The sequence below is a fragment of the Agrobacterium vitis genome (assembly GCF_014926405.1).
Taxonomy (GTDB): domain Bacteria; phylum Pseudomonadota; class Alphaproteobacteria; order Rhizobiales; family Rhizobiaceae; genus Allorhizobium; species Allorhizobium vitis_H.
On sequence record NZ_JACXXJ020000003.1, the window covers coordinates 758,462 to 782,459 of the forward strand.

The window sequence follows — 23,998 nt, forward strand, 5'->3', positions numbered from 1 at the left end:
CGCGCTTGTGCATGACATCGTCTGGGGTCGGAGATTTCACCGCCATGTTTTCGGGCATGTTATGCTCGGTTCGGTACATAATGAGCCTCAAAGAAATCAGCCGTCAGATCTGCGACGTGCCGGTGCTGGCGGTCCATATGGATCATATGATAGCTGTCCCGCAGCCAATGCAGTTCGCGCGGCCCGCCAAGATGCGACGAGATATATTGGGCATGGCTTGGACTGCTGACATCGTCCTCAAGCGAATGAACGATCAGCGTCGGGGTCTGCATCAAAGGCAGCCGGGCTTTCAAAACCCGCCCGAGCTTGTCCATTTCCACCAATCCCTTCCCAGGAAAACTCTCCAGCACGCCGTCGCCATTCATGGCGGCAATCTTGTTGCGCAACCGGTCGTCCTTGATGCCGAGCGAGCGGGTTTCGTGAAAGCTAAGCCGGTCCAGGAACGGAATCTTCGCCAGCCAGCGGATATTGCGGGCCATGAAATTGTAATGGCGGGGAATGTCCCAGCCATCATAATGGAAACAGGGCGAATAGATGGCCGCCGCACGAAGGGTCAATGGCTGGCGGTCCGCCGCCATCAGCGCCAGTTTTCCACCGGCGCAGATACCAGCGGCAAAGGCCGCATCGACCCGTGAGGCCAGAACCTGTCCGGCTTCCTCAACGCTCTCAAGCCAATCCTGCCAGCGCGTCTTGCGCAAGGCTGCTTCGTCCGTTCCATGGCCTGCCAGCAGCGGGGCATAAACCGAATATCCGCGCCGGTGCAATTGTCGGGCGACCAGCCGCATCTCCGCAGGCGCCCCGGTCAACCCGTGGACAAGGAGGATGCCGCTGCCATTGCTGCCTTCCTGAAAAAACGAGAGCGCATCGGTGCTCATCGCACGCCCTCGCCTGGCATGGTCTCTTTGGCCAGGTTCTCCTTGGCAATGAAGCCGAGCGCGTGGCAGGTGCTGATCACATGCGTACCAGCCTTTTCCTGCTCGTCTTTAATGCGGTCATGCAGCAGCGGCAATTGCGTCCAATGGGTTTTGGGCCGGTAATGGTGTTCGGCGTGATAACCATTGCCGAACCACAGCCAATTGTAGAAGCTCTTGTAACTGCTGACGCCCCAGGCAATCGGCTCCTCCGGATCGCCGTGCAGATGCTCGTAGTAACCATTGAGAGACGAAAGGCAATTGCCGAGATAATAGAACGGCACGAGGAACAACGTCGCCTTCCAGTCATAGGCCAGGGCCGCCAGTGCGACGACAATGAAGGCGATCAGCTCGATCCGGCCCCACTTTGCTTCAAATGGCCGCCTGGCAGCGATGGCCCGATGGATTTCGCCCAGATCGTCCCGGAAGAAGCTCAGAAAGGTGTAGGAAAACACATTTTCCGGCTCGCCATTCTTGCCATGCTTGTAGATCGACAGCAGATCGACGGTCTTGCCACTCTCATCCGGACGGTCGCTATTGCCGGAATGGTGGCGCATATGGACCCAGTGATAATAGGTCTGAGAAAAGCCAATGGTGATCGATTCCAGCAGGCTGAAGGCATAATTCATCCAGCGCGGCTTGAAATAGGGCGTGTGAATGAAGTTATGGGAAATGCTGTTGATGTTCCAGGAAATCGACAGCGCATATAGGCAGGCCAGCACGAAGGAGAGCCACAACGGCCGACTCTCGAACCCGGCGATCAGATAGATATTGAAGGCCAGATGCAGCAATGCTGCTGCGACAGACATACTATCCCATTTTGAATAGGCAAAGAGTTTCATAGTCCTGTTGCTCCGACACAGACCACACCGGCGGTCACAAGCGCGACCCCGACGGCATGGCGAAGGTTGATGGATTCCTTGAAGATCACCGCACCGGCAATCGTGATGGTGGCATAGCTCATCGCCATGATCGGAAAGGCGATGGACAGCGAAACACTGGCCAGCACCCGGCTCCAGGCCAGGAGTTCGATGAGCCAGAAACAGATCCCGGCCCAGACGACAGGCCGCAGGACCATATGTCTGACATCCCCCTCACCTGCGCCTTTTTTGAAGCAGATTTCGCGGCCTGTCTCCGTCAGGATACAGAACAGGATCAGCGCCAGCATCGATAGATCGAGCCCCTGCTTCATCGCATCTGCTCCCCGAAGACATCCAGCAGCGCGAGGTTTGCGGCGCTGTTGATGGTGCAGATCTGTGGACCGGAACATGTATGGCGGGGTTGATCGATGAGGATCTCGCCCTTTTTCAACATCCGGGTCCAGAGAGTGCCGCTATAATCGGGACGGGAATAATCCCCCGTCACATCGGCACCGATAATCCGGTAGCGCTCACCGATCGCGCTGATGATCGACAGGGCATAGGGCATCTGCATTTGCCCCTGGTCCCAATTGGTCACCGCATCGCCCTGAACCAGAACATCCTTGTCCAGAGTGATGTAGACGCAGTCGGTCTGAATACTGGCCAGCAACCGGTCGATGAAATTCATCTCGCCGATTTCGGCGATGGTTTGCCAATAGAGGTTACGGGCATGTTGCCGGTAGGATTGCCCGGAACCGTAACTGGCCTTCACCCGGCTTGGCGGATGCGAATAAGGATAAAGCTCCAGCCGCCCACTGGCGAGCAGGTCGAGATTTGCGCCCTTGCGCTCGGGCGTCTCCAGATCATTGCTACAGACGCCGATGGTGATGACTTTATCGACCTGCGGATTGGCAAGGGTGCGGTTCACCCAGGAGCCGCAATGCATGCCACCGTCGAAATGCACCCAGTCTGGATGATTGTCGATATGAATGACGGTCACTCGCTCGCTGCGGCTTTCCAGCGCCTGATCGATCAGCAGTGATGTGACATGGTGAAAATCGCCCGACCCCATGAAGCAGAGGCGCGGTTCGGCAGATCCCTGCCGTCCCGCCTGGCTGATCTTGCTCCAGAGCGTATCGAGCGCGGCTTGCCGACCCCAGAGACGCACCGCCCTGCCGCTTTGCTGTTCGTTGAGTTCATGCGCGCCAGCCATTTTGCAAGAGCGCATGAATTCAGGCTGCAACTCCAGCGCGTCGTCGAGATGAAGAAGCAGGAGTTGCACGGCTCTATCTCCGTGCAGCGCGGGTCAGCAGCTGATCGAGCAGGGTGAGCGCCAGATCGATTTCGCTGTTGCTAATCATCAGGTTGGGAGCCAGCGTGATGACGTTCTTGTGGTAACCGCCGACATCGAGCACAAGACCATAGGTCTTGCCATCGACAACCAGATCGCCCTTCATGCCTTCGTCGGACATCCAGTCGAGCGTTGCCTTATCGGGGATAAACCCATCTTCCTTGCAGATTTCCATCCGCAGGGCGAGGCCGAGACCATCGACATCACCAACGATGGCATGACGCTTTTCGAGAACCCTCAATCCATCGAGGAAGCGAGCGCCTTTTTCCATGACGCTGGCACCGAAATCACCCTCGCCGACCATTTTCATGGTTTCGAGCGCAACGGCTGTGCCCATCGGATTGCTGGCGAAAGTCGAATGGGTCGAACCGGGCGGGAAGATCGTCGGGTTGATCATTTCCTCGCGCGCCCAGATACCGGACAGCGGATTGAGACCATTGGTAATGGCCTTGCCGAACACCAGAACATCAGGCGACACGCCGAAATGCTCGATGGACCACAGCTTGCCGGTGCGGTAGACGCCCATCTGGATTTCATCGACGACCAGCAGGATGCCGTGGTCATCAAGCACTTTCTTCAAACCGGTGAAGAAATTCATCGGCGGAATGACGTAGCCGCCGGTGCCCTGGATCGGCTCGACATAGAAAGCGGCATATTCGGACTTACCGGCTTTGGGGTCCCAGACACCGTTATATTCGCTTTCGAACAGGCGGGCGAATTTCTGGACGCAGACCTCACCATATTCCTCCTTCGACATGCCTTTCGGGCCGCGGAAGTGATAGGGAAACTCGATGAACTGGGCGCGGTCGCTGAAATGGCCGTAGCGGCGGCGATAGCGATAGCTCGAGGTGATCGCGCTCGCGCCCAGCGTGCGGCCATGATAGCCGCCCTCAAAGGCGAACATCAGGCTTTTGCCACCGGTGAAATTGCGCACCAGCTTCAGGGAATCCTCGACAGCCTGAGAGCCGCCGACATTGAAATGGACGCGGCCCTTATGGCCAAATTTCTGTTCCGCATCGCGGGCAATCAGCGCGGCCAATTCGACTTTTTCGCGGTGCAGATATTGGGAGGCCACCTGCGGAAGCTGGTCAAGCTGCCGATGGGCCGCATTGTTCAGCCGTTCGTTGCGATAGCCGAAATTGACGGCTGAGTACCACATTTGCAGGTCGAGAAACGGCGTCTGGCTGGCGTCGTAGACGAAGGAGCCTTCGCAGCCTTCGAAGAATTTTGGCTTATCCGTATAGTGGACGGTATCACCGTGAGAGCAATAGAGGTTCTCGAGTTGTCTCAGCTCGTCTTCTGAAGGCGAGACGACAGGTGGTTCGGCAATCTTGAGCGTTGCACGCATAGTCTTGTTTTCCCTAAGCTATTTTTGATGCAGGAACAGTCGTCACAGCAGCACCAGCCCCAATCGCCAGGGACTTGGTTTTCAGGGTCTTGAGTGCGGCTGTGATATCGGTGAAATCGCGGTAGGCGATGAAGGGGATCCGGTTTTCCTGGCAATGGACCGCCAGCTTGGATTTGGCAAAGATCAGCTTGGCGGCATGGCTGGAAACGCAGAAATCAGAGCGGCCATCGCCAATGTAGATATGATCCGCATCGCCAGACCGGATGACATTGCATTTACAGACACCCGATCCGGTTAGGCAGCCAGTGCGGGCAAAGGGGTGGTCGAGATCGAAGACCGTCGGGTTGCCGCAGGAGGGTTCCAGCATCCGGTTGGCGATCACCTCGATATCGGTGATGCCGTGATGGCTGAGAACGCGGCGAATGAAATAATCGACGCCATCGCTGACGATGGTCAGGTGGATATGGTTCTGGATGCAGAAGCGGCGGAATTCTGGAAAGCCTGCGTCGATTTCGACTTCGCCCAGAAACCGGTCGATCTCATGCCGATAGGCCTGAAGCAGACGGATCTGAGCCCGCATGCATTCAGCGGAATTGATCTCGCCAGCCTCCCATTGTTGTTCGATGTCGGTCCATTCAGGCAGGGCGAACCGCTCCAGGACGAGGTCAGTGACGTCCTGTTTCGATATCGTGCCGTCAAAATCGCAGAAAGCTTGCATGGTGGTTCCTTCAATCTGTGAAGGAACCCTAGAACCCGGACCTGAAAGCTGGATTAGACGAAAATGAAGTGAAACTTAAATGTCGATTTTTTGCCAACCAGCCTTGGGGTGTCCTCGTTGACTTAAAAATTATACTTTATAATCATTTATTTGCATCCTATGACTGCAACCCGCCAATCAAGCCGCAGTGAGCGTCCCCGCTGGCACAAGCAGGTCTATGCGCAAGCCATAGCCCCAGTCCGGCACACCCAGTTCGATATCAACCGAAAGGCGGCCCGCAATTGCCGCAGCAATGGCAAGGCCAAGCCCGGTGCCCTCACGCTCTGTTGTTGGCAACCGGTAGAATTGCTGAAAAACCTTGTCGCGATGCTGAACGGGAATGCCCGGTCCGCTGTCATTGACTGAAACGCACCAGCAGTCCTCTTTGGACGTAATCACAACCTCGATTGCACCGGCATCCGGCGAATATTTGATGGCATTATCAACGATATTGTCGATCATCATTCGCAACAAGCTGCTGTCGGTCGCCACCAGCGCCTCTTCATCTCCAGAAAGTTCAACCTGCAACCGCCGTTCGTTAAAGACCGGCCCGAAATCCGCCAACACCTTGGCAACCAGATCGAACAGGTTGGTCTGTTGCAGGTTCAAAGGCTGATGACTGACGCGGGCCAGATTGAGCATCTGCTCAATCAGATGCATCGCCCGCTCATTGCTGGCGGTCAGATCCTTCATCAGCGCCTGACGCTCTTCCTCCGAATCCGACCGCTCGATCAATTGCAGCAGCAGCTTTATGCCCGCCTGCGGCGTGCGCAATTGATGGGCGGCGAGATCGGCAAAGCGGCGCTCAAGCGTCAGGGATATGCGCAGCTTTTCCATGAACTGATTGAGCGAGCCGACCAGCGGAATGAGGTCGCGGGGCAGACCATCGGTGGAAATTGCCGAAAGATCGTCCGGCGTCCGTGACCTTATCTGGCGGACAAGCACCCGGATATGATTGAGGCCGTTATGAATGACGAACCACACAACAATGGCGATGGCCGGAACCAGGATCATCAATGGAAAGGACAGATTGAGAATGATATTGGCGACCAACCCGTCGCGCAGCGCCATTTTCTCGGCCACTTCAATCGTGACTTCGGAATTGGGGATCGGCAGGGAATAGACCCGCCAGGCTTCATTGTTGATCTTGAAATTGGAAAAGCCGCGTTTGAATTCCGGGACGGATTCGGGAAAGGAATTGCTGCTGACCATGACCAGGCGGCCATTCTTCCAGGCCCGGAAGGCGTGGGCATCGGCGTAATCATCCGCATCTTCGTTCAGGGACAGCTGGTCGTCCATGTTGAAATCCAGATCGGGGATCTGGACAATCGGCTTGTCCGAATTCTTGGCCAGCGGATGATTGAGCAGGACCCAAAGCGTGTTGGCGTCGTTGATCAACTCCGCATCATAGATATTTTCAATCTCGCGGTCGGCGCTTCGATACGCAAAGGCGCCGACAAGCGCGATTGTAATGATCAGCGTCGGCAGAATTCTCAGGAACAGTCTTTGACTGAGTGTCACGTGTCACCGCTCGACCATATAGCCGACGCCTCTGATGGATTTGATGAAATCGGCGCCCAATTTTTTGCGCAGACTGTAGATCGTCACTTCTATCGTATTGCTCTCCACCATGGCCGAAATATCGTAGAGGGCGTATTCGATATCGCTTTTGGTGACGTAGCGCCCAGCGCGCTCCATCAAAAGCTTGAGCAGATGAAACTCCTTGCCTGCCACATGCAGGGGCGTGCCGTTCTGGCGGGCGATCATCGCGGAAGGGTCAAGCTCGACATTGCCGCAACGGATCAAGGTCTCGGTGCGCCCTTCATATCGGCGGGCAAGCGCCCGCACACGCGCCAGAAGCTCGTCAAGATCGAAAGGCTTCACCAGGTAATCGTCGGCCCCTTCATCCAGCCCCTCGACCCGTGAGCGGATACTGTCAAGCGCCGTCAACAGCAGGACCGGAACCTTGTTACCGCTGGCGCGCAAGGCTCTAACAACCTCGAAACCACTGGCTTTCGGCAGGTTCACATCCAGAATAACAACAGCATAGTCATTATCCCGAATGGCAAGCAGCCCGGATTCGCCATCCCGCATCAGATCCACGCCATAGGCATGTTTCTCAAAGGCCTTCTTCAGGGAAGAGCCCAGAATGACATCATCTTCGACAACCAGAATCCGCAATGCCGATACTCTCACATATGCTTTGCCTAGCACAGAAACGTCCAAACGTCCGCGCCAGGCCAATCACGCATTCTACTGCACAGTTTGCGCTGCAAATCGAGTCACATTTGCGCAAGGACCTGGATCAACGCAGGGGCATCGCCTTTCGTGAGCCTTTCAGCGAACGCCCGCCAGATCCAGTTCCGCGGCACGATGACAACGCACGGCATTGTCGCTGCCATCTAGCGCTTCCAGTTGCGGCTCCACCTGACGGCAGATATCGGTCGCATAGGGACAGCGGGGGTGAAAAACGCAGCCGGAGGGCGGCTTGGCGGCATTGGGGATTTCGCCCTTAAGGATGATGCGTTTCTTGGCGGCGTTGGCGCGGGGATCCGGCTGCGGCACAGATGACAGCAAGGCCTCGGTATAGGGATGGCGCGGCGTGTCGAACAGACTTGCCGTATCGGCAATTTCCACTAGCCTGCCGAGATACATCACCCCGACCCGGTTGGCGATATGCTCGACCATTGACAGATCGTGGGTGATGAACAGATAAGTCAGGCCGAACTGTTCCTGCAAATCCTGCATCAGGTTGACGACTTGGGCCGCGACCGAGACATCCAGCGCCGACACGGCTTCGTCGGCGGCGATGAAACTGGGATTGACGGCAAGCGCCCGGGCGATGCCAATGCGCTGGCGCTGACCGCCAGAAAAGGCATGCGGATAACGGCTCATGAATTCAGGACGAAGACCAACGAGCTTCAGCAGCTCCGCCACCCGGTCCTCGATTTCCGATTTCGCCACCTTCTTGTTGATAAGCGGCTCACCGATAATCTCCAACAGCCGCAGGCGCGGATTGAGCGATGAATACGGGTCCTGAAAGATCATCTGGACCTCGTCACGCAATTCGCGCATCTCGGCATTGCCCGCCTTGGCGATGTCGATCAATGATCCATTGCGGCGACGGAATGTCACCCGGCCCTCGGTGGCCGGAAAAGCCCGCAGCAGCAGCCGGGCGACGGTGGATTTGCCCGAACCGCTTTCGCCAACCAGTCCCAGGGTCTCGCCTTTGCGCAATTGAAAACTGACATTCTCCACCGCACGCACCGCACCGGTCTGGCGTCCGAGAAAGCCGGAATGAATCGGAAAATGTTTCTTCAGATCGGCAACATCCATCAGGAGGTCAGGCGCCATGGATAGCTCCGTCATAACGCGGCACTCCCTGCTTGCATCGCTTCCGCGACGACATGACAACGAGCCATGCGCTCGTCGTCGATCCGGGTGACGGCTGGATAGATCCGTCGACAGTCGCCGTCTCTGGCAAGCCCGCATCTGGGGTGAAACACGCAGCCATCAGGCAGGTTGAAGGGATCGGGAATCATGCCAGGAATGGTGTTCAACCGGTGCTGTTTCGCGGCCCCAAGCCTTGGGATAGAATTGAGCAATGCCCGCGTATAGGGATGTTTCGGATCGTAGAAAATATCCTCGGTCCGGCCGGTTTCCACGACATTGCCGAGATACATCACCGAAACCCGGTCTGCGATATCGGCGACCACGCCGAAATTATGGGTGATGAAGATGATCGACATGCCAAGCTCGGCCCTCAATTCCTTGAGCAAATCAAGGATCTGCGCCTCGGTGGTCACGTCCAGAGCTGTCGTCGGCTCGTCGGCAATCAGCACCTGCGGCCGGCAGGCGAGTGCGATGGCGATCATGGCGCGCTGGCGCATGCCACCGGAAAGCTGGTGCGGATAGCTGCGCATCATCTCATCGATGCGCGGCAGCCGGACCATATCGAGCACTTCTCGTGCCCGTTTTTCAGCATCCGCCTTGCTGCCTTGGCTGTGCAGCAGGATCGGCGTCATCACCTGATGGCCAATGGTGTGAACCGGCGACAATGCCGTCATCGGCTCCTGAAAGATCATGCCGATCCGGCCACCGCGCAGGGCACGCATGTCGCGGCCATTGCGATCCAGCCGGGCGATGTCGGTCGTCTTGCCGGCAACGCCGTTGAACAGAATCTGGCCATCGGAGATCTTGCCGACCTTGGGCAGCAATTGCATGATTGCCCGCACCGTGATCGATTTTCCGGAGCCGCTTTCCCCGACGATGCCAAGCACTTCGCCCGGCATGAGTTTCAGGCTGACGCCATCCACTGCCCTGACCACGCCTTCTCGGACCTGAAAGTGAACCTTGAGATTCTCGATCTCGATAACAGGCTTTTCGTTCTCTGCGGTCATCACGTCACTCATTTGCTGTAGGGATCGGCTGCATCGCGCAGGCCGTCACCGAGAAAATTGAAGGCAAGGACGACAATGACGATGGCCGCCCCCGGTGCCAGCAACCAGGGTGCCTGCGAGATTGTCCGCAGGTTTTGAGCCTCTTGCAGCAACACACCCCAGCTCACCACCGGCGGACGCAGGCCAAGGCCGAGAAAGCTCAATGCTGTCTCCCCAAGGATCATGTCCGGCACGGAAAGGGTCAGCGCCGCGATGATGTAGCTGGTCATCGAAGGCAGCATGTGCCGGGTGATGATCTTCGCTTCAGATGTCCCGCAAAACCGGGCGGCCAGCACGAAATCCTCGTTTTTCACCGACAGGAACCGGCCCCGTACGGTGCGGGCCACATAGGTCCAGCCGATCAGCGACAACAGCAGTGTCACGAGAAAATAGACAAACAGCGGGTCCCAGGTGATCGGCAGAGCTGCGGCAAGGCCCATCCACAGCGGGATGGTTGGAATACAGCGCAGGAACTCCATGCCGCGCTGGACGATATTATCGGTGATCCCGCCGAAATAGCCGGAAATCGACCCCAATGTCAGCCCGAGAACGAAGCTGACGGCAACCCCGATCAACCCGACCGAGAGCGAGATGCGTCCGCCATAGATCAGCCGCGACAGCACATCGCGTCCCAGCGTATCGGTGCCGAGCAGGTTGATCTTGTCCTGCCCCGCAGCACCAAACAGACGAAGATTCCCCTCGATCAAGCCCCAGAACCGATAGGTCTGTCCCCGGACGAAAAATCGGATCGGCACGATCTTCGACGTATCCGGCTTGTACATCGGCCTCAAGGTTACGGGATCGCGGGTGCGGGTCGTCGCATAGACGAAGGGGCCGTGGAAATTTCCTTCCTCGTCAAACAAATGCAGTGCCTGGGGCGGCAGCAATGTCGTGCGGGCATTGCCCTGGAAGGCATCATAGGGCGCCGTGAATTCGGCTAGTCCGGTGACCAGATAGGCCAGGATGAGGATAATCCCCGAAACCATCGCCACCTTGTGGCGCTTGAACCGCCACCACATCAATTGCCGGGGGCTGGCTTGATATAATTTTTCCGCGCGCCCCGCCTCGGGCCGGGCCTCGTCCATGTCGTTGAGCGTTACATCGGTCATGGTCTGCTCCTATCGGTAGCGGATGCGCGGATCGGAGATCGCAAGCAGGATATCGGACACGATGGTGCCGAGGATCGTGAAGACGCCGAGAATGAGGATGAAGCTTCCCGACAGATACATGTCCTGGCTTTGCAGCGCGCGCAGCAGCAGAGGTCCGGTGGTCGGCAGGTTCAAGACCACGGATGTGATGACATCGCCGGAAATCAGCGCTGGCAGAGCCCAGCCAATGGTGGAAATGAACGGGTTGAGCGCCACCCGCACCGGATAGCGCCAGATGACGCTCCATTCCGTCAGGCCTTGCGCCATCGCGGTCTCGACATAGGGCTTGTTCAGCTCGTCCAGCATATTGGCGCGCACGATGCGGATCAGGCCAGCCGCACCGCTGGTCGAAAGCACCAGCAGCGGTATCCATAGATGGCCGAGCATGTCGATGACCTTGGCGATGCTCCAAGGCGCATCCTGCATCTGCGGCGAAAACAACCCGCCAACATTCATGCCCATCCAGGAATAGGCCAGCCACATCAGGATCAGGGCCGAGAGGAATTCCGGGAAACCTCGGCCGAGAAAGCCGAACACGGTGAAGAAATAGTCGAGGAACGAATATTGGCGCGCGGCTGCATAGACCCCAATCGGGATGGCGATCACCCAGGTCAGCAACAGCGATGAAAAGGAGATTGCCAGCGTCAAGGCCAACCGGCCCCAGATCAGGTTGGAGACCGGCTGATTGTAGGTCAAGGAGGTGCCGAAATCACCATGCAGAACGATATTGCCGATCCACTGCGAATATTGCTCATACATCGGACGATCCAGGCCAAGCTGATGGCGCAACCGTTCCTCGGTCCCCTCAGGCGGAGTGTCGCCATTCGCCCGCATTTCCGCGACAAGGGCTGTGGCATAATCGCCCGGCGGCAGCTGGATGACCGTGAAGGCAGCGATGGACACCAGAAACAGCATGGGAATGGCCCAGGCAAACCGGTTCAAGATATAGGATGTCATCACTTTCTCCCGACCATTCCGACGAAGCGTCATTGAAAATGACGCTTCGTATTCCTTCTGCCGACATCTCAAACCGCTGATGAATTTGAAATATTTGCAACCCTTGCGCGCGATGATGCACGACCATCGTCACGCCCTGATATTGCATTGTTCGGTCGCGTCTTCGCCCACCCGGAAATTTGCGGCGGCCTGCAAAGACGCAAGGCCGCCGTTAACAATCACTTCTTGAAGAACAGCTGCGCCGGAATGGCATTGCCTTCATTGCGCAGGGCTTCTTCGTTGGTCATCACATCGGGAAAATTGCCGATCTTGTTGTTGACGACGAAGGGCGTGACAGATTCGCCGACAAGACCAATCATCCAGACATTGTCCTTCATGACGTTGATCATGTCCTTCATATGCTGGTTGGCTTCATCCACGGTCTTGGAGCTTGACGCGGCAGTCCAGGCCGCAAACAGCTTGCGGATCGGGTGATCCTTCGGCGGCTCCGTGCCGCTCTTGCCAGCGGAATTATACCATTCGAAATAAGCGTTGGCATAGGATTCCCGACCGAGCAGCAGGGTCGGATCGGCCTGCGGCATCAGCAACCGGTCGGCATAGGCGGTTATGATATCGAAATTGCCGGATTTGATATGCTGAAGGCTGGCGGTTTCATCAACCGAACGGATCAGCCCTTCAATGCCGATCTGCTGCCATCCCTGACGGATAACCTCAACCATCTCAGGCGGAATATTCTCGTCAATCGTCTCAATCACCAGGCTGAGGCGCTTACCATCCGGCCCGGTGCGGAACCCGTCGCTACCCTTTTTCAGGCCGATTTCGTCCAGCAGCGTATTGGCGCGATCAATATCGAGACCGGTCCACTTGGTCTCGAATTCGGGGTCGTAATAGGGCGATCCCTTGGCTGGCGCGGCAGCTCTTGGCATGGCCAGACCGGAAAACACTGTCTCGTTGATGGCTTCGCGGTCAATCGAGATGCTCAACGCTTCGCGAAAGCGAATATCGTCAAACAGCTTGCGTTTCACCTCGTCGGTGTCGTTGATATTGGGGATAATCGCCAGGTTTTCACCGCTCTTCCAAGGATGAACGGTGTAATTGCCCGCCTGTTCGTTTTCCTTGAGCAGCGGATAATCCCGCGCTTCAACAAACCGCGACTGGAAGTCGATCTGGCCCTGAACGATCATCAGGTTGACCGCCTGATGGTCCTGGAAAAGCTTTGCTTCGATCCGGTCGATATAGGGAAGCTGATTACCGGCCTTGTCGGTTGCCCAATAATAGGGATTACGCTCAAAAACGATGGTGCTGGCCGGTGGCGGCGTCACGACCTTCCAGGCAGTCACGACAGGCAGATCCGGATTCAACCACCAGGCCTGAATCACGCCCTTCAAATCCCAAAGCGCGCGCCAGTTGGGAACCCCCTTGGCCTTGACGATGGCATCCAGCTCTGCCGGCGTGCTGTATTTCGGCAGAAATTTCTTCAGATAATGGGCCGGCTGGATAAAGCTCGGCTTGTCGAGGCCCGGCCATCCCGTCGATTGAACCGCCAGAACATAAGGAAACAGCGCGTAAGGCTGGGCGAAGCTGACCTTGAACGTATGCGCATCGACAATGTCGAGTTTCATCGGCTTGCCGCCGGAAAACAGGAAGCCGGGAGGGCTGGGATTGAGATCGGTATTGAGGAATAGATCCTCATACCAGAATTTCACATCTTCCGTCGTGACCGGCACGCCATCGGACCATTTCATGCCATCGAGCAGCGTGAAGGTAAATTCGGTGGAATCGGCATTGGCCGACCAGCTTTCAACGAAACGCTGCACCAGATCGACCTTGCCGTCGGACGATTGCTGCAACTTCAAGGCCCGCTCTTCGATCAGCTTGGTGGACCCCATGCGATCACCGATGCCGCTATAGGCACGCCGAAGCGTGCCACCATAAGTGCCGATCTCGTTATAAACAGGAATGATGGCAGGCTTCTTGGGAAGGCGCTGTTCGACCGGCGGGAGCTTGCCCGCATCGACCTGGCTCTTCAGCATCGGCGCTTCGCCGAACGCATAGGCATTGGTCAGAGACAGCATGACGCCAAACCCACCGCCAACCCACTTCAAAACGCTTTTCTGCATCGAACTTCCTCCTGATGGCCACCGGTGAACGCAAGCTTTGGTTCACGCAATTGCGCGGGCCGGATTCACCTTGCTGTTCCCTTGCAGGTGAGACGGCGGATGATGGGAAATACAGCGACGTGCGATCACCAACTCCACAAAATCGCTGTAGCATTTCTTTTACCTGCATAATGTCCCGCTCGAATCCTGAAAACCCGACGCAATCATGCAGCATGTCATCGTCTTGCCCGGATACCTCCGCCAGGCAAAACCGGAATGCAAATGCCCTGAAACTTCTTAATTGGTTCGTTGACATGACGAACGAAATAGGATTTGCCACGGCGTGTCAAGCTAATTCGTGGAGATGTGAAAAAGCCCGACAACCAGGGATTACCTGGGTTTTGCCTGTCGATTGCCCTGAGGAATTGGCTAGGGCCTGGCTTGGACCCTAGAATTTCCTTTCCTCTCAGGGAGCAGGCTTGACAGGGCAAAAACCAGCCCATAAATAGTTCGTCAACACACCGAACAAAACAAGGAATGCAATTGTGTCCAGTTCGGCCAAACCCTTGCTCACCATTGAAAGACCCCGGGAAGACGCCTCGGGCCGCGCCCGGGTCCCTGGCTGGGTCATTGGCATCGACCTTGGCGGCACAAAAATTCTGGCCGGCATTGCCCGAACCCAAGAACAGATCATTGCCACACGCGAAGAGCCTACGCTGCACGGTGAAGATGCACCCGTTCTCGCGCAAATGGCAAGACTGATTACCTCTCTCCTGTCAGACGCCGGTGCCTTGGCGCAAGAGCTGGACAATGTCGTGATTGGCGTTCCGAGCGCCGTCGATCCTCAAACCGGGCTTTCGTCGCTTTCTCCCAATTTGGCTCTGCCGGTTGACCGTCCCTTCGCGGACCTGATGTCGCGCTTCGTTTCCTGCCCGGTGACGGTGGAAAATGATGTCAATCTCGCCGCCTATGGCGAAGCATGGGCAGGTGCGGGTCAAGGGCTTGGCTCACTGGTATTCGTGTCGTTCGGAACCGGCGTTGGCATGGGCATCGTGCTGGATGGAGAGCCATGGCGTGGAGCCGCTGGCCGGGCTGGCGAAATTGCCTACCTGCCTGTGGGCGCGGCACCTCATGAGACAGCCCCCTTGTCGGAAAACGGGCTTTACGAGGATGGTGTCGGCACCAGCGGCATCCGCCAAAGGTTCACAACAGACGGCGGGACCGTTGCCGAACTGTTTTCGCTGGCGCGATCAGGCAATGAACAGGCCCGGCTTGCTATCGATAGCGTGGCAAAACAGGCATCGATCGGTATCGCCGCCGTGCATGCGCTGCTGGACCCGGCAGTCACGGTGATTGGCGGCGGCATCGGCTCCCAGCCAGAATTCTTCACGCTTTTGCAGACCTATCTGAAACCCTTGCTGCCCTTCGAAAGCCCGTTGAAACAAAGCAGGCTCGGTGTGCAGGCGGGGATGATTGGCGCTGTGGCGCTGGCCTTGAAAAACCGCGTCCCGCATCCCGGACAATCCGATGCGAAAAACCTATAACAGACAGGGGAGAGACATGGATAAAGCCAAGGCAAAGGCACGGCCAGACGGACTTGTCGAAAGCGAATTGCCCCTGCAATTGGCATTCATGGCACCCCGCCTGCAAGGTGATTTTCTGCCGGAAGGACGGCTTGAACTGTCACTCTGGGGTTGCGGACGGATCGCAAACATCGCTCTTCACCCGTGGACCGGCCCGTTCATCTACGCGCCGAACCAAATGACCGGCAAAGACCATGGCCTCTATGTTGCCCAATCCGCCCCTGTTCTGGTGCTAACAGGCAGCCAGTTGAAATCCACACGCCCGGCCCGCCGCTGCGCCTGGTGGGGCACGCTGACCAAGCCGGAAAAAGTGGCGCACAGCGGGGCAAGGCGGATCATCCGCACGCCATGGGGCGTGGCCATTGTCGAAGACAAAGGCGACGGCGTGATCGTCATTGCCGCAGGTGCCAGCGACGCGGAAGCCGAACGGGGCATGACCCTGCCAGTCGAGACGATCATCACTGAGAGCAAGGCTCATGTGACGCGCTGCGACCTGCTGCCCCAAGCCCCACCGCTGATGCGCAGCATGGCAATTCAAAGCGCCCATGCCTCACTATCCAGCATTCGCCGTGCCGAAGACGGTTCCTTTCTGGGGCTTGCCGCAGGCCAGGCCTATAGCGCGCCGAGCCGCACCTATTACCGCGACGGCTACTGGACCTTGCAGGCCCTGCTGTATCTGGAGCCGGAGGCGGTGCGTGGTCAGATCGACCTGCTGGCGACCGGCATCCAGCCCGATGGTGAAAGCCCGAGCGGCGTTATCCTGACCGGTCCGAAACAGGGCGAGGAGTGGGAGAAATTCCGCACCACTTCCGATGACTATAAGATGGAACATCTGCGGCGCACCGACTGGTGGAGCGATCATTTCGACAGTCCGCTGTTCTTCATCCTGACGATTGGCGATTATATCAGCACCACCGGTGACAAAACGGTCCTTACCCGTCACTGGAAAACTATCGAAGCAATTTTCCGCCGCTATCAGGGCTTCGACACAGCCGAAAACGGCTTGGCCGTCAAGCCCCGGCACGACCGCGACTGGGCGGACAATGTCTATCGCCATGGCTATGTCGCCTATGATCTCGGGCTCTGGATCGGCGCGCTGGATGCAATCGCAGAATTCGGCACCCATCAGGACGAGGCTTTGGCCAAAGAGGCAAAGCAGACGGCAATCACCGCCCGTGCATCACTGGACGAAGCGCTTCTCACCCCCCATGGCTGGTATGCAGATTACGGCCTAAAAAGTGATTTCGTCGAGGATCACCTCACACTCGACAGCCTGACTCTCCTACGGTTCGATGCCGTGTCGGATGACCGCGCCAAAACCGTGCTTGACCATGTCGCGGCCTTGCTGGAGACCCGCAACAATGCCCACCAGCCCTATGGCGACTGGGGTGTGATGTGCGCCTGGCCGCCCTTCAAGCGACCCGCCGATACCCGCGCCAAGTCCGCCTTTGCCTATCGCTATCACAATGGCTCAGACTGGCCCTATCTCTCAGGCCTCTATGCCGAACAGCGATTGAAATACGACATGGACGGCTGGGATTATCCGATGCTGCGCTGGTGGCAGACCAGCCTTGAAAACGGCTGGATCGGCTCCGTCGAATATTTCTCACCGCCTTTTGGCCGAGGCTCGCTGCTCCAGGGCTGGACCGGCATGCATGCCGCCGCCATCCTGCAATATAGACCAAAAGTTGAAGCGGCGATTGCCGCGGGCCACATCGCCTAAGACGAGGAACCATTAGCAATGGCTCTTCGGGCTTATGGGGCTCCTATTGCCTTCTCCCAGGACAGCTCTGAATAGCAGGATACATGTCGTCACGGTAATATGCCTGCATCTATACGTTGACATCAAGTCGCATACTAACATATCACTATCTTCGGGAGCCCTTTCCGAGGGTGGAAATCTGGGAGGATATGTTGGTGACGATCAATAGAAGAACATTCATGGGCACGGCCGCTGGTGTTGCCGGGCTCGGCCTGTTGCCGCGTCTAGGCATGGCGGCCCCCAAACAACCGGCAAGTCCTGTCACCATCACCGTCGCTGACGTGGCTGGCAATCTGGCGTTGACCCAGGGCATGTTCGAGAAATATGCCGCGGCAAAGCCGCAATGGGTGTCGCGCTTTGCCTTCACAAAGGCCCCTGCCCCGGAACTGCCATCAAAGCTCAAGGCGCAGCAGGCAGCCGGAAAAGTCGATATCGACCTGGTGCTGACCGGAACGGATGCGCTGGCCGCTGGCCTTTCTCAAGGGCTTTGGGTTGATTTGTCCGCCCATAAGGCAGACCTGCCGGATCTTGAGAAAATCCTGCTGCCGCAGGCTTTCAAGATGCAGGCGCTGGCCCAGAACCAGGGCGTCGTCGTCACCTATTATCCGTCTGGGCCATTGATCGAATATATGCCTGACAGGGTCAAGCAGGTGCCGGGCACCGCCGAGGAATTGCTGGCCTGGACCAAGGCCAATCCAAAGCGCTTCATGTATGCCCGCCCTGCCAATTCCGGTCCTGGCCGAACATTCCTGATGGGTCTTCCTTACCTGCTGGGTGATAAAGACCCGAAAGATCCGGTCAATGGCTGGGCCAAGACCTGGGATTACCTGAAGGCAATCGGCGAAAACGTCGAATATTATGGCACTGGCACCACGCAGGTGATGAAGGAGCTTGGTGAAGGTACCCGCGATATCGTCGTCACCACCACCGGCTGGGACATCAACCCCCGCGTGCTCGGCATCGTGCCGGAAGAGGCCAAGGTGGCGACCCTCAAAGGCTTCCATTGGGTCACCGACGCCCATTACGCCGTCATTCCGAAGGGTGTTTCGGAAGAAAAGCTCGCCGTCCTGCTGGATGTGATCAATTTCATTCTTCAGCCGCAGCAACAAGCGATTGCCTTTGATGATGGCTATTTCTATCCCGGCCCGGCGGTCAAGGATGTGACGATTTCCATGGCGCCCCAGAAGAGCCAGGACGCCATCGCCGAATTTGGCCGCAAGGAATATGACGGCTGGATCGCCAACAACCCGCTGGAAGTGCCGCTCGATCCATCGAAAATCGTCGATGCCTTCCGCATCTGGGATGAAAAGATCGGCGCAGCCAAGGGCTGAGCCCTTTGCCCCGCAGAGCCTTTCCCCGCGGAGCCTTGGCGCGGCGGGGCCTATACTCAGTCTTCCCAATATTCCCCCCCTCGGATCTTTGGGTCCGGGAGGGCTTACTTATGATTTTTCCGCAGACAGGAGATTAACTTGGTCTCGCCAGCCCCATTATCGACACCGGGTACACAGCCCAAACAAGGCGCGCGTCTTGAGCTTGTCGGCCTTCGCCGTGCCTTCGGGGCCTATAAAGCGCTTGATGGTATCGATCTCGCCATCGAACCGGGCGAATTCATCGCGCTGCTCGGCCCTTCCGGCTGCGGAAAATCCACGGCGCTGAACTGTATCGCCGGGCTCTTGCCGCTGACGGGTGGCGAAATCCGGGTCGGCGGCCAGCGCATCGATCAGTTGGAGCCGGAAAAGCGCGGCTTCGGCATGGTTTTCCAAAGCTACGCCCTGTTTCCTCACATGACCGTGCGGCGCAATGTCGGCTTCGGCCTCTCGATGCAAGGTATCAAAGGCACGGAAGCCGACCGTCGCATCGAAGCGGCCCTCGATCTAGTGCGTCTCGGCTCACAGGCGGATAAATTGCCGGGGCAACTCTCTGGCGGCCAGCAGCAGCGTGTCGCCATTGCCCGTGCCATCGTCATCCGCCCGCCGGTCGTGCTGATGGATGAGCCACTTTCCAACCTGGATGCCAAGCTGCGGCTGGAAATGCGCGCCGATATCCGCGCCATTCACGACCAGATCGGCTCCACGACGATCTACGTCACCCACGATCAGGACGAAGCACTGTCGATGGCCGACCGGATCGTGGTGATGAGCCAGGGCCATATCCGCCAGATCGGCACGCCTGAAGATCTCTACATGCGCCCGAACCATGTCGATGTCGCCGATTTCATGGGCTTTCGCACCCGGATTGCCGGGCGTATCACAGCCGTATCCGGCGATGAGGCCCAGATCGAAGCCGCGGGCGCAATCACTGTCGGCACGCCCCGCCAACCGGTGCAGGTCGGCGATGCGGCTGTGCTCAGCGTTAGACCGGAGGATATGATCGCCGTCCAGGATGGCAGCGGCATTCCGGTGACAATCAAATCCATGGAATATCGTGGCAGAGCGTATTTTGGCGCCGCGGAAGCCAGCGACGGGGCAGAGGTGCATTTTCGCTCGGATATCTTGCTGCCGCGCGGCACCGTCACCAGCGTGCGTCCGGCAGAAGGCCGGGCGCTGATCTTTAAGGGTGATGCATGAGCCAGTCTTCGCTTCGTGTCTCGCTTGCAGCCAGGGGAATAGACGGCACGACGCTGCTGGTCCTGCCGGGCCTGCTGGTCATCCTCGCTCTGTTTATCTATCCGTTCATCTTCGGCGTCATCGACTCGCTGACACCAGCGGAGGGCGCCTGGTACGCCAATTACGTCACATTCTTCACCGATCCGTTTCAATACAAGACCATTTCCGCCACGCTTTGGCTGGCATTGCCGGTTACGGTGGTCAATCTGGCTTTAGCCTTGCCGATTGCCTTTCGGGTGCGGCTCATGACGCGCCAGCGTTTTCTGACCACCATTCTCGTTCTGCCGGTCACGCTCGGCACCGTCTTCATTGCGGACGGTCTTTTGACCTTTCTTGGTCCCCAGGGCTGGTTCAACCGCAGCCTGATCCTGATCGGCATTCTCGATACGCCGGTCAAGCTCACCAACAATTACTGGGGCGTGTTTGCCTCGCTGCTGATCTCAGGTTTCCCCTTCGCCTTCCTGTTGACGCTCTCCTACGTCACCGGCATCGATCCGGCCATCGAACAGGCGGCGGCGACATTGGGGGCCAATGCGCGCAAGCGCTTCATGAACGTGTTTCTACCGCTGCTGGTGCCGGGTCTTGCCGTCACCTTCTGCCTGTCCTTCGTGCAGGCCTTCGCAGTCTTTCCCTCGGCTGTCCTGCTCGGTGCGCCCGCCGGGCCGACGCGAGTGATCTCGATTGCTGCCTATCAGGCCGCTTTCGAGCAATATAACCACTCGCTGGGCTCGGCCATCGCCATCATCATGGGCGTTATCGAACTGGCAATCGTCGCAGCCATCCTGGCCTTGCGCTCCCTCTTCTATCGCGGCCCCGTCGCCGGAACGAAAGGCTAGATCATGATCCGCGATCAGGGCATCGGCTCAAAACTCTGGCGTATGGCGGTCTGGGCGCTCGCCGGGCTGTTCATTCTCAATCTCGTGGCGGTGATTGCCTCCGTCGTGGTCAACTCCTTTGCCCGGCGTTGGCTGGGTACATGGCTGCCGACCGGCTGGACGACACGATGGTATTCCGACGCCTGGAGCGAGTTTCAGCTGTCCAGCGTCGTCGCCGTCACCTTCCAGATCACTTTTACGGTGGTGATTATTTCCGGCCTCCTCGGAGTGATGACCGCCTATGCGCTGGCCCGGCGGGATTTTCCCGGCAAAAAGCTTGTCATCCTCACCTTCCTGCTGCCGCTTCTGGTGCCGCCGCTTACCTATGGCATTCCATTGGCGACTGTCCTCTACCAGGTCGGCCTTGGCGGAAGCTTCTGGGGTGTGGTGCTGATCAATCTCGTGCCGTCCCTGCCCTTCGTCATCCTGGTCATGATCCCCTTTATCGAGCAGATCGATCCACGCATCGAGGCCGCTGCCAAGGTCTTTGGTGCTGGAACCTGGAGTCTGTTCACCCGCATCCTGCTACCGCTACTGTTGCCGGGCATGCTGGCCGCCCTGCTGCTGGTGCTGGTGCGCACCATCGCCATGTTCGAGTTGACCTTCCTGATTGCCGGGCCGACGACGCAAACGCTGGTCGTATCGCTCTACTATGCAGTCTTTGCGTCCGGGGTTCGCGCATCGCAATCCATTGATGCCATGGCCGTGGTCTATATGGTCACCACGCTGTTCTGGCTGGTCATCGCCCTACAATTCGTCAGCCCGACGCAAATCGTCGCCAGGGCAAAACAGCAACCGGCGGCGTGAACCGATAAACAGCACCGCGCTATATAGAAAGCGCGGCGCTGTACATTAGCCTGTCACCAATCGGAAGAAAAATCTTCACGTCAGCGTCATGGAAGCGTAGTCGAGCCATCATAAATGCCCGTTAGAACCCCCTCAATTTCCGGGGGTAAAGCGGAATTGTTTTCCTGAAAACGAGGCATTTGCGATGAAAAACTACGCTTTGAAAACCGTGCTGGCCGGCCTGCTGGCTGCCACGACGCTGGGGGCAGCACCGGCCATGGCCGAAAAGGTCAAGTTCGAGTTCTGGCATGGCCTGAGCGGCGACCTTGGCGAGCGCGTCCAGGACGCCTGCCGCAAGTTCAACGACAGCCAGGAGAATTTCGAAATCGTCTGCACCTCTCAGAACGATTACGATACCACGCTGCAAAACACCATTGCCGCCTACCGCGCCAAGAAGCAGCCAGCCATCGCCCAGATCTACGATGCCGGCACGCTGGACCTGATGCTGTCCAAGGCCTTTATTCCAGCCAAGAAACTGATGGCCGACAATGGCTACAAGATCGACTGGAACAATTATTTCGGTGGCATCGCAAACTACTACGCCACGGCTGGCGGCGAATTGCAGTCCTTCCCGTTCAACTCCTCGACCGCGATGTTCTATTATAATGTCAGCGCGTTTGAGAAGGCTGGCATCACCTTCAAGCCGGATACCTGGGAACATGTCGAGGAAGCAGCCCGCAAGCTGAAAGCCGCTGGCTATGAATGCCCGCTGGGCTTCAATTTCGATCCATGGTCGATGCTGGAACAGTTTTCCGCCATCCACAACCAGCCAATCGCCACCAAGGCCAATGGCTATCAGGGTCTCGATGCTGAACTGGTGTTCAACAAAACCAAGTTCGTTGACCATGTGAAATTCTTCAAGAAGATGCAGGACGAGAAGCTGTTCGTGGTCAAGACCAAGCAGCTCGGCATGGATGTCGTCCCGGCCTTCACCTCGCAGACCTGCCAGATGATCCAGTCGTCGATTGCCGACCACGGCACCGTCGGCAAGACGCTGCCCGCTGACGTCAAATGGGATGTCGCCATGCTGCCGGTCTGGAAGGGTACCGAGCGCCAGAATTCGCTGGTGGGCGGGGCTTCGCTCTGGGTTCTCGCCGGTCGTCCGGAAGCCGAATACAAGGGGGCTGCTGCCTTCCTCAACTTCCTCGGGCAGCCGGATATGGTGCAATGGTGGTCAACGGTCACAGGCTATATTCCTGTCACCAAGACCGGTTTCGATGCCATGAAAGCCAATGGTTTCTACGATAAGGCACCTTACAAGGGCCGTGAACTGGCCATTGCCAGCCTGACCTACACGCCGACATCCGATACCAGCCGCGGTATCCGCCTGGGTAGCTTCACCCAGATCCGCAAGGAAGTCTCGACCTCGTTTGAGGCGATCTTCATGCAGAATGCCGATGTGCAGACCCAGCTGGACCAGACGGTCGAGCGTGGCAATGCCATCCTGCGCCGCTTTGAGAAAACCTATGCCGGTCAGAAGCTGAACTAAGCCTCAGCTCTCATTGCTCCCGGAAGCCTGCCGCATCGGCAGGCTTCCTCCTTCATTCCAGCATATTGGTCACGACATGGAACAACGCGCCGTTTTCAAGAACTGGTGGCTGCCTATTCTGTTTGCGCTGCCGCAGATCATCCTGATCATCCTGTTCTTCTATTGGCCGGTGGCTGCCGTGGTGAACTGGGCCTTCACCCTCGAACCGCCGTTTGGTGGTGCTGCGGAATTCGTCGGCTTTGCCAATTTCAAGGACGCGCTGACCGATCCCTTCTACTGGAATTCAGTTTATGTCAGCTTGATCTTTGCGACAGTCGGGCCGTTCTTCGCCATTCTCATCGGCCTTGTGCTGGCGCTTGCGGTCGATAGGCAATTGCCGGGAACCGGTTTCTTCCGGTTTTTCTACATCCTGCCCTTCGCCATTGCCGGACCGGCTGCCGGTATCGCCTTCCGCTTCATCCTGGCACCCGATCGCGGGCTGGCGGCCATGGTCAATTCCTTCTCTCCAGATCTGTGGAATCCGGCCAAATACGGCAGCCATGCGCTGGCGCTTGTTATCATCGTCTTCATCTGGAAATGGTCGGGCTATACGTTCATCTTCCTGCTGGCAGGCCTTCAATCTGTTCCGCGCGCGCTTAGTGAAGCTGCCGCCATGGACGGCGCTGGTCCCTTGCGCCGTGCCTTCGATGTGCAGGTGCCGCTGCTTGCACCCACCCTGTTTTTTCTGCTCGTCACCATGATGACGGAAGGCTTCGTTGGCGCTGACACCTTCGGCATCGTCCATTCGATGACCGGCGGCGGACCGAACCACGGCACCGAAGTCATGGTCTACAGGATCGTCGATGAGGCGTTCAAGGGTCTCAACTATTCCGGCGCATCGGCTCAGAGCATCATTCTGATCGGGCTGATCATGATCTGCACCTTCATCCAGTTCCGCTTCATCGAGAAGCGCGTGCATTACAAGTGA

At 57.7% G+C, this 23,998-nt stretch carries 21 protein-coding genes; 8 read left to right on the top strand and 13 right to left on the bottom strand.

What is annotated here, in order from left to right; genetic code table 11:
• Window positions 1-59 precede the first annotated feature (59 nt).
• The 13 genes from IEI95_RS04825 to IEI95_RS04885 form a co-directional block, all read right to left on the bottom strand.
• Window positions 60-875, bottom strand: coding sequence for an alpha/beta hydrolase (locus tag IEI95_RS04825; protein ID WP_156532687.1), 816 nt, complete (start codon window positions 873-875; stop codon window positions 60-62).
• On the bottom strand, window positions 872-1,753 hold the full coding sequence (locus IEI95_RS04830) for a fatty acid desaturase (protein ID WP_156532686.1): 882 nt from the start codon (window positions 1,751-1,753) through the stop codon (window positions 872-874). The genes IEI95_RS04825 and IEI95_RS04830 overlap by 4 nt, the downstream gene beginning before the upstream one ends.
• Window positions 1,750-2,103 carry a DMT family transporter gene (locus IEI95_RS04835; RefSeq protein ID WP_156532685.1) on the bottom strand — a complete coding sequence of 118 codons (354 nt, stop codon included), beginning with the start codon at window positions 2,101-2,103 and terminating at the stop codon, window positions 1,750-1,752. The genes IEI95_RS04830 and IEI95_RS04835 overlap by 4 nt, the downstream gene beginning before the upstream one ends.
• Complete coding sequence (locus IEI95_RS04840) at window positions 2,100-3,053, bottom strand: arginase (protein WP_194416054.1); 954 nt, start codon at window positions 3,051-3,053, stop codon at window positions 2,100-2,102. The genes IEI95_RS04835 and IEI95_RS04840 overlap by 4 nt, the downstream gene beginning before the upstream one ends.
• A gap of 4 nt (window positions 3,054-3,057) precedes the next feature.
• Window positions 3,058-4,470 carry an aspartate aminotransferase family protein gene (locus tag IEI95_RS04845; protein WP_156532684.1) on the bottom strand — a complete coding sequence of 471 codons (1,413 nt, stop codon included), beginning with the start codon at window positions 4,468-4,470 and terminating at the stop codon, window positions 3,058-3,060.
• Between the two features lie 13 nt (window positions 4,471-4,483).
• Window positions 4,484-5,188 (bottom strand): MtnX-like HAD-IB family phosphatase, encoded by a 705-nt coding sequence (locus tag IEI95_RS04850; protein ID WP_070147680.1) that lies wholly within the window; start codon window positions 5,186-5,188, stop codon window positions 4,484-4,486.
• Window positions 5,189-5,365: 177 nt separating this feature from the next.
• Window positions 5,366-6,748, bottom strand: coding sequence for a sensor histidine kinase (locus IEI95_RS04855; protein ID WP_194416056.1), 1,383 nt, complete (start codon window positions 6,746-6,748; stop codon window positions 5,366-5,368).
• A gap of 3 nt (window positions 6,749-6,751) precedes the next feature.
• Window positions 6,752-7,408: a response regulator transcription factor gene (locus tag IEI95_RS04860; RefSeq protein ID WP_156532776.1), complete on the bottom strand. Its 657-nt coding sequence runs from the start codon at window positions 7,406-7,408 to the stop codon at window positions 6,752-6,754.
• A 156-nt stretch (window positions 7,409-7,564) separates the two neighbouring features.
• On the bottom strand, window positions 7,565-8,596 hold the full coding sequence (locus tag IEI95_RS04865; RefSeq protein WP_194416058.1) for an ABC transporter ATP-binding protein: 1,032 nt from the start codon (window positions 8,594-8,596) through the stop codon (window positions 7,565-7,567).
• Entirely contained in the window at window positions 8,593-9,627 is a 1,035-nt protein-coding gene (locus tag IEI95_RS04870; RefSeq protein ID WP_234934162.1) for an ABC transporter ATP-binding protein, read from the bottom strand. The genes IEI95_RS04865 and IEI95_RS04870 overlap by 4 nt, the downstream gene beginning before the upstream one ends.
• Window positions 9,628-9,635: 8 nt before the next feature.
• Window positions 9,636-10,775, bottom strand: coding sequence for an ABC transporter permease (locus IEI95_RS04875; RefSeq protein ID WP_194416063.1), 1,140 nt, complete (start codon window positions 10,773-10,775; stop codon window positions 9,636-9,638).
• A 9-nt stretch (window positions 10,776-10,784) separates the two neighbouring features.
• A complete protein-coding gene (locus tag IEI95_RS04880; RefSeq protein ID WP_156617074.1) occupies window positions 10,785-11,771 on the bottom strand; it encodes an ABC transporter permease in 987 nt (328 codons plus the stop codon).
• Between the two features lie 218 nt (window positions 11,772-11,989).
• The gene (locus tag IEI95_RS04885; protein ID WP_194416066.1) at window positions 11,990-13,891 is read right to left on the bottom strand and encodes an ABC transporter substrate-binding protein; all 1,902 of its coding nucleotides are present in this window, start codon (window positions 13,889-13,891) and stop codon (window positions 11,990-11,992) included.
• 524 nt (window positions 13,892-14,415) lie between these two features.
• Here IEI95_RS04885 and IEI95_RS04890 point away from each other — a divergent pair.
• The 8 genes from IEI95_RS04890 (at window position 14,416) to IEI95_RS04925 (ending at window position 23,998) form a co-directional block, all read left to right on the top strand.
• Complete coding sequence (locus IEI95_RS04890) at window positions 14,416-15,414, top strand: ROK family protein (protein ID WP_234934163.1); 999 nt, start codon at window positions 14,416-14,418, stop codon at window positions 15,412-15,414.
• A gap of 16 nt (window positions 15,415-15,430) precedes the next feature.
• Window positions 15,431-17,176 (top strand): GH116 family glycosyl hydrolase, encoded by a 1,746-nt coding sequence (locus IEI95_RS04895; RefSeq protein ID WP_194416068.1) that lies wholly within the window; start codon window positions 15,431-15,433, stop codon window positions 17,174-17,176.
• 194 nt (window positions 17,177-17,370) lie between these two features.
• A complete protein-coding gene (locus IEI95_RS04900; protein WP_070165695.1) occupies window positions 17,371-18,546 on the top strand; it encodes an extracellular solute-binding protein in 1,176 nt (391 codons plus the stop codon).
• Window positions 18,547-18,684: 138 nt separating this feature from the next.
• Window positions 18,685-19,782 carry an ABC transporter ATP-binding protein gene (locus tag IEI95_RS04905; protein ID WP_156532676.1) on the top strand — a complete coding sequence of 366 codons (1,098 nt, stop codon included), beginning with the start codon at window positions 18,685-18,687 and terminating at the stop codon, window positions 19,780-19,782.
• A complete protein-coding gene (locus IEI95_RS04910) occupies window positions 19,779-20,657 on the top strand; it encodes an ABC transporter permease (RefSeq protein WP_156532675.1) in 879 nt (292 codons plus the stop codon). Before IEI95_RS04905 ends, IEI95_RS04910 begins: the two co-directional genes overlap by 4 nt.
• A gap of 3 nt (window positions 20,658-20,660) precedes the next feature.
• Window positions 20,661-21,503 (top strand): ABC transporter permease, encoded by an 843-nt coding sequence (locus IEI95_RS04915; protein ID WP_012653860.1) that lies wholly within the window; start codon window positions 20,661-20,663, stop codon window positions 21,501-21,503.
• Window positions 21,504-21,687: 184 nt separating this feature from the next.
• Window positions 21,688-23,031, top strand: coding sequence for an extracellular solute-binding protein (locus IEI95_RS04920; protein ID WP_071205959.1), 1,344 nt, complete (start codon window positions 21,688-21,690; stop codon window positions 23,029-23,031).
• 76 nt (window positions 23,032-23,107) lie between these two features.
• A complete protein-coding gene (locus IEI95_RS04925; protein WP_060717357.1) occupies window positions 23,108-23,998 on the top strand; it encodes a carbohydrate ABC transporter permease in 891 nt (296 codons plus the stop codon).

Bases quoted from the DNA above. Each gene is read 5' to 3' on its own strand.
- IEI95_RS04825 (WP_156532687.1), bottom strand. From the start codon at position 875: ATGAGCACCGATGCGCTCTCGTTTTTTCAGGAAGGCAGCAATGGCAGC.
- IEI95_RS04895 (WP_194416068.1), top strand. From the start codon at position 15,431: ATGGATAAAGCCAAGGCAAAGGCACGGCCAGACGGACTTGTCGAAAGC.
- IEI95_RS04865 (WP_194416058.1), bottom strand. From the start codon at position 8,596: ATGACGGAGCTATCCATGGCGCCTGACCTCCTGATGGATGTTGCCGAT.
- IEI95_RS04875 (WP_194416063.1), bottom strand. From the start codon at position 10,775: ATGACCGATGTAACGCTCAACGACATGGACGAGGCCCGGCCCGAGGCG.
- IEI95_RS04920 (WP_071205959.1), top strand. From the start codon at position 21,688: ATGAAAAACTACGCTTTGAAAACCGTGCTGGCCGGCCTGCTGGCTGCC.
- IEI95_RS04850 (WP_070147680.1), bottom strand. From the start codon at position 5,188: ATGCAAGCTTTCTGCGATTTTGACGGCACGATATCGAAACAGGACGTC.
- IEI95_RS04885 (WP_194416066.1), bottom strand. From the start codon at position 13,891: ATGCAGAAAAGCGTTTTGAAGTGGGTTGGCGGTGGGTTTGGCGTCATG.
- IEI95_RS04915 (WP_012653860.1), top strand. From the start codon at position 20,661: ATGATCCGCGATCAGGGCATCGGCTCAAAACTCTGGCGTATGGCGGTC.
- IEI95_RS04880 (WP_156617074.1), bottom strand. From the start codon at position 11,771: ATGACATCCTATATCTTGAACCGGTTTGCCTGGGCCATTCCCATGCTG.
- IEI95_RS04835 (WP_156532685.1), bottom strand. From the start codon at position 2,103: ATGAAGCAGGGGCTCGATCTATCGATGCTGGCGCTGATCCTGTTCTGT.
- IEI95_RS04830 (WP_156532686.1), bottom strand. From the start codon at position 1,753: ATGAAACTCTTTGCCTATTCAAAATGGGATAGTATGTCTGTCGCAGCA.
- IEI95_RS04870 (WP_234934162.1), bottom strand. From the start codon at position 9,627: ATGACCGCAGAGAACGAAAAGCCTGTTATCGAGATCGAGAATCTCAAG.
- IEI95_RS04925 (WP_060717357.1), top strand. From the start codon at position 23,108: ATGGAACAACGCGCCGTTTTCAAGAACTGGTGGCTGCCTATTCTGTTT.
- IEI95_RS04910 (WP_156532675.1), top strand. From the start codon at position 19,779: ATGAGCCAGTCTTCGCTTCGTGTCTCGCTTGCAGCCAGGGGAATAGAC.
- IEI95_RS04845 (WP_156532684.1), bottom strand. From the start codon at position 4,470: ATGCGTGCAACGCTCAAGATTGCCGAACCACCTGTCGTCTCGCCTTCA.